Annotated in this window: 7 protein-coding genes; all 7 read right to left on the minus strand. The window is 35.9% G+C overall.

Going from position 1 to position 9,012, the window contains the following annotated elements; translation table 11 throughout:
* Nucleotides 1-128: biopolymer transporter ExbD (locus ENL20_06810; protein HHE38267.1), on the minus strand; the 128-nt coding region annotated here is incomplete at its 3' end.
* A gap of 9 nt (nt 129-137) precedes the next feature.
* Nucleotides 138-941 carry a MotA/TolQ/ExbB proton channel family protein gene (locus ENL20_06815; protein ID HHE38268.1) on the minus strand — a complete coding sequence of 268 codons (804 nt, stop codon included), beginning with the start codon at nt 939-941 and terminating at the stop codon, nt 138-140.
* Nucleotides 942-989: 48 nt separating this feature from the next.
* Nucleotides 990-3,938 (minus strand): TonB-dependent receptor, encoded by a 2,949-nt coding sequence (locus ENL20_06820; protein ID HHE38269.1) that lies wholly within the window; start codon nt 3,936-3,938, stop codon nt 990-992.
* 104 nt (nt 3,939-4,042) lie between these two features.
* Nucleotides 4,043-4,864 carry a lipoate--protein ligase family protein gene (locus ENL20_06825; GenBank protein ID HHE38270.1) on the minus strand — a complete coding sequence of 274 codons (822 nt, stop codon included), beginning with the start codon at nt 4,862-4,864 and terminating at the stop codon, nt 4,043-4,045.
* A 732-nt stretch (nt 4,865-5,596) separates the two neighbouring features.
* Nucleotides 5,597-6,493, minus strand: a complete 897-nt coding sequence (locus ENL20_06830; protein HHE38271.1) for a sugar kinase — start codon at nt 6,491-6,493, stop codon at nt 5,597-5,599.
* Between the two features lie 218 nt (nt 6,494-6,711).
* Complete coding sequence (locus ENL20_06835) at nt 6,712-7,908, minus strand: pyridoxal phosphate-dependent aminotransferase (GenBank protein ID HHE38272.1); 1,197 nt, start codon at nt 7,906-7,908, stop codon at nt 6,712-6,714.
* A gap of 16 nt (nt 7,909-7,924) precedes the next feature.
* A partial coding sequence (gene glyS / locus ENL20_06840; GenBank protein HHE38273.1) for a glycine--tRNA ligase subunit beta occupies nt 7,925-9,012 on the minus strand: 1,088 nt, incomplete at its 5' end.

Below are 9,012 nucleotides of genomic sequence, written 5' to 3' on the forward strand. Positions count from 1 at the left end.
ATTCCCAATCCCTTTTTAAGATCAAATTTAGTTGTGGAAAGAAAGAAAACCAAAAGCAGAAAAGCTACATCAGACATTGATGCAGTTGGGATTCCACCCAAATTTTTTCTTTTTCTGCGTACTTCCATTATTTCCCCCTATTTATGTTCGACAAGGGTTTCAATAACTTTTTCCGAACCTCTCTGCATATCCATCACCAATCCATCGACCATGCCCAGAAACATATTATTAAAGAACTGCATGGGAATAGCAACTGCCAGACCGGCAGCAGTTGTGATCAAAGCGATCTCTATACCGGAAGCGACGATGGTTGGTTCTACTTCTCCGGCTGCTGCGATATCTCTAAATGCACGAATCATACCAACAATTGTACCGAAGAATCCGAACATGGGAGCAAGATTGATCGTAGTGGAAAGCGGGATAAATCCTTTTTCCAGGAAAGCCATTTCAATAACTCCGGCATTTTCTATCGCTTTTTCAACAGCTTCCACACCTTTATCCGCTTTTACTAATCCGGCATGAATAATAGCGGCGATCGGACCTTTTGTCTGTTCACAGAGAGTAGCAGCTTCTTCATATTTCTTTTCTTTAACCAGAGGAATAATTTTATCCAGAAACTCATTAAGATTGATCTTAGCGTAGCTTAATGAAATTACTTTCCAGATAATAACAGACAGACCCCAGATAACGAGAATAAGAATGGGCCACATAACAAAACCTCCTTGAATAAAGAGGTCAACCAGTCCGCTCCCAACAATTTTGCGAGCAAACATTTCCAATCCACCGACTGCAGGTGATTCATCAAATGGTGCTTCTTCTTCGACAGCTTCAGTAACGGTTTCTTCTTCTGTTACTGCTTCTTCCTGAGCAAAAGCAACGCTTACAAAGAACAAGTTTACCATCAATACAATTATAAATAAGGCAAAGAGATTTCTTCTCATTTTCCATCCTCCTAGATTATATGTTTTTTTATTTTTTTCAGTTATTTTTTACCAGTTAAAGGTCATTCCAAAAGATAAAGTTCTTCCCTGCGAGACATTACTCGGATCTTTTGTAAACATATCATGAACATATTGCCTTTCTGCAGCAGTATAACCATTTTCATCACTCAAGTCGGCTCCGTCATAATAAGGAGAACCTGTCTTAGGATAAACATCATTTACATTTCTCTTATCAAATAGATTATCGATACTCATATACAGTTTCATATATGCTTTTTCACTGAAACGGAAGTTTTTTGTAATTCTAATATTTGCTGTAGCAGTATAAGGTTGAGTAGCACTATATGGATCAAGAGCATGATCATCTTCGTTAACAGGAGTATATCTTCTTCCGGAAGCGATATTATAAAGAAAATTCATACTGAAATCATCCAGAGGAAGGATGAAGTCGGTAAAGGGAAGTTCGTATTCTTCGTCGTTTTGAATTCTGAAAGTAAAGTTAAAACTAAAATTATGTCTTAAATCCCAGGGTAAGGGAAATTCTCTGAGTTGAGTGGCTTCATCCTGAACGACCAGACCGGGATTGTTACCTTCTGCCCAGGCAAGAGAATAAGAAGCAGAACCGGAAAAGAAATTAGTCAGATCTTTTTGGAGGTTGAAATCAACACCTCTGGCACTTCCGTAATCTTCGGATGATAACTGATACCAGGACACGGTTTCATCATCAGGATCATAGACCTTATACAGCATAATGTAGTTATAAATGTTTTTATAATATGTTGTTATGTCCAACACATAAGGAGATTCTTCCCCGAGTTGTTTCTGTAATCCTACTTCATAAGTAACAGTTATCTGCGGTTCAAGAGTTGGATCACCAACTTGAGTATTCGGTTCTGAATATGCATCTTCTTCAGTTTTTGTAGTAAAAATATATTGCATTTGAGGAAGTTGATTCTGGTAATTATAAGCAAAGTGAAGCACACTGGTTTCGGAGATAGGATGGGAAATACCAAATCTTGGAGAGATCATCATCTGGAATCTATCGTTCTTATCAAAATATTCCCATCTATAATAACCTGCATCTTCCAAAACTTTATATTTTTCTCCGAGATACCAGAAATCGAATCTCAGTCCGGCATTAACGATCATACCTTCCCATTCCATTTTATCCTGGATATAATAGGCTGCCTGAACAGGATTAGCTTCATAACCCTCGGTATCTCCGGAAGCAGCGATAGTTGCGGCATAAAGATCTTCCAAAGTATAAGAATAGACCCAGATATCTTCTGTTGAATTATAAGTAGAATCATAAGGCGTTACTTCATTTTCAATATATTTATGAAAGCGATATTCATCGATATTCCAGGGAGTTGCTAACTGGTCTTTTTTGATTTTATGCTGAATGAACTCGAAACCGGTTTTGAATCCGTGTATCTGATTCAGCTGGTATTCAAAATCAGTTCTGACAGAAGTCTGGGTTGATTCATCATTAACATTTGTTCCTGATATTGATCCGGGAGTAACAAAACCGGGTACTCCCTCTAAACTGGCATTTACATCATATTGCCATTGACCGGAGTTGATATCACGATACAAGCCTGTAGTCGTCAAATAATCTATACCGTATGTATATAAATCTTTCGGAATATAATTCCAATAGGTTGTTTCTTCATCAGAAAAAAGAGTTTGCACGAAATAATCATCCCGGGAAATACCTTTTGGTCCCCGTTCGGTTTTTTTACTGAAATAACTTCCTTTTATTTTTAGATTCATCTGTGGATTAAAAAGATGGTCATAAGTTGCTACATATTGCTTCTGGTCAAACTCGGTATGGTCAAAATATTTTAAGGCATATTTCCAAGCATGATTATAGCTGTCATAAGATTTTTGATCACCACGAACTGCGAAAGTTACATTCTGTTTGGCATTAAATTTATATTTGAATTTCAGATTAGCATTATAAAAATTATAATTCCTGTCTCCAAGAGCAAAACCGGCAAAATCATTTCTGCCTTCATACGGATTATAGGTTTCAACATCACTCCAGTATGAACTCAGAAGCTGTTTTGTACCACCTTCATAAGGCATCGTAAAATCACCGATCAGGTCAGGATTATAATCTTCATGATAGCGAGAATCAAACCAGTTTCCTGAGCCGTTTAAAAAGAAAGTGAATTTGTTTCTCATACTTGGAACTAAAGGAGTAAAAACCGGACCTCCAAGAGCAAATTTAACTTCGTCGGAATTGGAATTATTTATTGCTTCCACAAGATGATCTGAAATGAATTCGACTTTACCTGAATAATCCTTGCTTCCGCTTTTAGTAACGATATTGATTATTCCTGATTGAGCATTACCGTATTCTGCAGGAAATCCTCCAAATTTAGGATCCATAACTTCGACCGCGTCCGAATCGATCGACATGGCAACACCGCCATCAACAGGATCAGAAACAGACATACCGTCGATCATATAAACAACTTCGTTTGCCCGTCCACCGCGTACAATTAATTCTCCATCTGTAACTGTAGCACCAGCCTGCATGGAGATAACATCTTCAATTTCAGATACAGCCATATCTTCGATGGCATCTCCTGTAATTTTATTTCCGGAAGAAGTAGATGTTTTGTTGATCTTTTGGACTTTACTTTCCGTAATTTTGTATTCAGCAATCTCTACTGCGGTAGTTGTCATAGTTACATTCTGAACTGTAGTTTCATCAATATTTATTTGAATACCTGTAATTTTTTGAGGTTGAAATCCCATCTGGCTATAAATGACATTATATGTTCCCGGTGGGATGTTTATGATCATATATGTTCCGTTTGTTTTTGTCTGAGCTCCAATCGTTGTTCCTTCTAATAAAACATTAACAAATGGAACCGGTTTATTTTTTTCATCTACAACTTTACCTGCCAGCTTTCCTGTCGTTCCTGCAAACAAAGAAAAAGCGGTGAATAAAGTTAGAAACATTAATAAGAATATTTTCCTAAACATTAAATAATCCCTCCTCTAATATCGGATTTTTAATTTTAGACAAAAACCTTAATAAGAGCTTTCGTGTCAAATGTTTTTTAAGTAGATTCATTAAAAAATCCTTACTATTTTCTTTTATTCCACTCAATTGTGGAATATTTCCTGTTAATTAGAAAATCAACTTTTTCAATTTCTTCCAAGAACAGGTTTTCGGATTGAAAAAATTCTTCTGATTTCCAGTTTTTTTTAAATCCCTTTTCCAGTGTATTTACGGCTTTCTCAAAGGTTACGGGATTATCCAGAATTTGATTTATCGAAGTAGTTTTTCGGGAAAGATGATGAGCCAGTTTTTCTTTTTGAGTGAAGTTTAGATTGGGAATAATATTCGCTACTGCACTTTGATCATGAGCGAGAAGAATAGAACCGTGTTGAAGAAGGACTTTATTTTTTCTGACTTGAGCACTCCCCACAATTTTTCTTCCCTTGCAGGTCAATTCAAAACGGGAACTGCTGGAAAAACAGGGATTAGAAGAGCTTCTTTGATGATCCGATGAAAGAGAACCTTTTTCAAATTCTACATTTATACCGAGCAGGTTCAAACCTTGAGCCAGAGCTGTACTGATTACCGAGTAAGAATCTGTAATATTTCCTTTTAGAAGACCCCGGACTGGAGCAATGACAGCATAAGTTATTTCATCATAATGAAGCACCAGTCTTCCTCCTGTTGGTCTTCTAACAAATCCGAATCCGAATTTGTCTAAAAGTTCAAAATCGACTTCTTTTTCAACTTCCTGATTATAACCGCATGAAACTGTGGGCGGATTCCAGTCGTAAAAGCGGATCGTTGGACACGATCTTCCAGAAATATTTCCTTCAAATATCGCTTCATCGATCGCCATATTTTCTGCTGGTCCCATCTTTCCGGATTTAATAATTCTCCACTTCATATTTTTTCCCTTAAGTTGTTAATTGCAATTAGAAATCCAAACATGGAAGTATATGCTGAAAGTTCATGCTTTAGTTCTTTGTATTTCAATGTATCGGAATTTCAAAATTAGCCACAGAGTCACAGAGATCACAGAGATTTTTTATTTTGCATTTCAATTTTCTGAATTCCCGTTTCCTTTTCCAATTATATTTTTAATCAATTTATAAAGTTATGTTCTATTTAACTTTGCGAAAATTATCATGGAAGAGTTTTTAATGTAAGGATTCTCACAAAATTTAAAAATTTTTGTGTAAAATTCAGCACAGTTGAGTAAAATCAATCACACTTTTTTGAAATAATGAGACTGTTATTCCGAGTTTTCTCTTAACGGATTCTTGTGAGGAATCTCCAGTGATTTTTTCTCATCCCAAATTCTTTTTGGGAATGCGATTTGAGAAAAGTTGCACTTTTAAAACTCTAAACTCAAGATTATTTTCTCGGGTAAAATGAAATTTTTCATCAAATTATATTCCCAAATGAAATCTGGGGAAAAAGAAAGCCGTCAGGTCATTCAGAGATTTCTCAATATGAGAGCATTTGCTGAAAGTTGGCGCTTTGACGATACGATATGCTTTTCTCTCAAGGAATCTTCAACAATTAGGAACAATTTGTTAGTTGCAGATTCTTCGTGAGAATTCTGTGGAAGATTCTGTCTCTTTCAAGAAAGAGAAATCCTCATAATGACAAAATATCAAAAAATAACACTTTCTCGAATTTTCTCTTTTCTCGCATCTATCTGGTCAAAATCGACTTTTTTTAATTTTTCTAAACTAAAAGATTCGACATCAAAGGAAGCCATTACTGTTCCATAGACCATTGCCTGCCTGATCGTGTGTTCTTCTAAATTGCCTTTTACGGTTATATAACCCATAAATCCTCCGGCAAAACTATCTCCGGCTCCGGTGGGATCGATCACATTTTTGACAGGAAAAATGGGAGCAAAAAACAGAAAATCCTTTCCATAGATCAGAGAACCGTATTCACCTCTTTTAACGATCACAAATTCCGGTCCGAGTTTTCGTATCATTTCCGCAGCCTGCAAAATATTCTTCTCATTCGTCAACATCCTGATCTCATCCTCGTTAATAAGCAGAATATTAACCCGTTTTATTACTTCTAATAATTCCTTTTTCTTACCGGAAATCCAGAAATTCATGGTATCGCAGGCAACGATTTCCGGAGCTTCCATCTGCTTTAGAACCTGTAATTGCAAGGTGGGATCGATATTTCCGAGAAATATAAATCTACTTTTTCGATAACTTTCCGGAAGTTCAGGATTAAAATCCGCAAAAACATTCAATTGCGTCTCGAGAGTTTCTGCTCTGTTAAAATCATTATATCGACCTTTCCAGTGAAAAGTTTTTCCGTTAACTATTTTCAATCCTTCCGTATCGATGCGATTTTCTTTTAGTAATTCGAGATGTGCTTCAGGAAAATCATCTCCAACAACTCCAACGACTTTCGTATGGCAGAAATTCTTACTCGACATGGAAGCATACATTACCGAACCACCGAGAACCTTGTCAACTTTCCCAAAGGGGGTTTTAATACTATCTAAAGCAACCGAAGCAACAATAACAAGGCTCATTTTGGATTTTCCTTTAATTCCGTTTTCTGACTGTCCGGAGAATTGAAAAAAAAATTGATTTTATTTGCTTTCACACTGCTTAAATAGCGAATTATCAAAACAACACAAATCAGGAGAAGAATCCTTAAAATAAGATTTTTCCAGGTGGAAAAAGTTTTACTTCTTCTTTCTTCTTTTCTTCTTTCGAGTTCATCTTTGAATTTGTTCATATTTTGATATTATTTCAGACAAGCCTTCAGACCTTCTTCAAAACGCTCCAAACCCGTTTTGATAGAATCCATGCCGTTAGCATAAGAAAAACGAACATAATCATCATTACCAAAAGCAGAACCGGGAACAAGAGCAACATGAAAGTATTTCAAAAGAAATTCGCATAATTCAGCAGAATTCTTTATTCCATTTTTGTTATTTTTCAGGTAATAAGAAACATCGGGAAAGGCATAAAATGCACCTTTTGGTTTCATACACTCGATGTTTTCAAGATTATTTAAAGTCTCGATCAGAAAATTTCTTCGCTGCTCGAATTCCTTTCTCATTTTTTCTACATTCCCATCACCTTCGGAAAGAGCAACAACTGTTGCTTTTTGAGTCATAGAATTTACACAGGAAGTGGTGTGGCTTTGAATAATACTCGCCCTTCTAATGACCTCAGTCGGACCGGCTGAATATCCGAGCCTCCAACCTGTCATGGCATAAGCTTTGGAAACACCATTTATCAAAACTGTAATTTCCAGAATTTCCTCGGAAACAGAAGCGATAGAAATATGTTTTTCATTATCGTAAATCAGTTTTTCATAAATCTCATCAGAGATTATCAAAATATTATGTTTGAGACAAAATTCTCCGATCTTTTCTAATTCATTTTTTGAATAAACCGTTCCAGTCGGATTGTTGGGTGAATTCAGGATCAGAACTTTTGATCTGGAAGTAATTTTCTTCTCGAGTTGAGCGGTAGTTATCTTAAAATCATTTTCCCGTTTGGTGGGAACAATAACAGGTTCAGCTCCGGCGATCACTACTTGCGAGGGATAACTTACCCAATACGGAATTGGGATCAATACTTCATCCCCGGGATCACAGATAGCCATAAGTATAAAAACAATGGAAGCTTTTGCTCCCGGAGAAACGAGAATATCATTGGGATTGCAGGTCAGATTATTATCTCGTTTCAGTTTTAGAGAAATTGCTGCTCTCAATTCATTTATCCCTGCAGATTTTGTATACTTCGTAAAATTATCATCAATGGCTTTTTTTGCTTCTTCTTTAATATAATCCGGAGTGTTGAAATCCGGTTCTCCAACTCCAAAGTTGACGACATTAATGCCGTTGGATAGCATTTCTTTTGCTAACGAAGATATTGTCAGAGTTGGTGTTGGTTTAATGTTCATTGCTCTTTCAGAAATCTTTATGTTCATTTATGCTCCAAAAATATTATTTAGTCTCACCTTCAACTACAATTTTGGCAAGATCGGCAACTTTCAGGAAAAGCTCCCGAATTTTGCTTAAAAGATGATAGCGATTATTTCGTAAATTCTTATCTTCCACATTTACCATCACATCATCGAAAAAATTATCAATAAAAGAACTGAAATCAACCAACTCATTCAAAACAGAATCATAGTCTTTTTGCAAAAGCTTTTTATTGATGATTTCCTTTAAAGAAAGGAATTTTTCAAACAGTTTTATTTCTGTATCTTCTTGAAAAAGAGTGGTATTAATTTCTTTAAATTCATCGACTTCTGTAATGATATTAGAAACCCGTTTAAATCCAAGCACCAGTCTGATAAAATCTTCTCTCTGTTTGAATTTCTGAAGTACTTCCGCTCGTTTTATCAAATCCGGAATATTGGAAAAATCGATGTGCATCACACTGTCGATCACATCATAATCGATTTCTTTTTGCTGTAACAACCACTTGATGCGCTGCTTGAAAAAAGAATAGACTTTATCTTTATTATTATCCGGTTTTTCCAGTTTATTCTTTAGTTCGGAAAATGCCTGATCGATCAATGAATGTAGATTTATTTCAAAATTATTTTTATCTATGATTTGAACGATCCCGTTTGCGGCTCTCCTTAAAGCAAAAGGATCATTCGAGCCGGTCGGGATCATATTTACTCCGAAAATCCCGCAAACAGTATCCATTTTATCGGCAATGGCGATCAATGAACCAGCGATTGTATTTGGTAATCTATCATTTTGCCCGCGCGGTAAATAATGCTCAAAAATTGCTGTTGGAACTCCTGGCTCTTCTCCACTTTTATCCGCATATTCCATCCCGATATAACCTTGAAGTTTGGTGAATTCCTTTTCTCCAAGCATTGTAGTAACTAAATCAGCTTTGCATAAATAAGCAGTTCTTAATGTTCTACGAGAGATATCTTCATCTAATAATTCCTGCTTTAAGATAAAATCAGCTAATTTTAGAATTCTTTCGGTTTTATCGAACAAACTACCCAATTTTTCCTGAAAAGTAACATCTTTCAATTTGGGAACAAAAGTTTCCAAAGATTGTTTTG

The sequence above is a fragment of the Candidatus Cloacimonadota bacterium genome, from assembly GCA_011372345.1.
Lineage (GTDB): Bacteria > Cloacimonadota > Cloacimonadia > Cloacimonadales > TCS61 > DRTC01.

Bases quoted from the DNA above. Each gene is read 5' to 3' on its own strand.
- ENL20_06815 (HHE38268.1), bottom strand. From the start codon at position 941: ATGAGAAGAAATCTCTTTGCCTTATTTATAATTGTATTGATGGTAAAC.
- ENL20_06835 (HHE38272.1), bottom strand. From the start codon at position 7,908: ATGAACATAAAGATTTCTGAAAGAGCAATGAACATTAAACCAACACCA.
- ENL20_06825 (HHE38270.1), bottom strand. From the start codon at position 4,864: ATGAAGTGGAGAATTATTAAATCCGGAAAGATGGGACCAGCAGAAAAT.
- ENL20_06820 (HHE38269.1), bottom strand. From the start codon at position 3,938: ATGTTTAGGAAAATATTCTTATTAATGTTTCTAACTTTATTCACCGCT.
- ENL20_06830 (HHE38271.1), bottom strand. From the start codon at position 6,493: ATGAGCCTTGTTATTGTTGCTTCGGTTGCTTTAGATAGTATTAAAACC.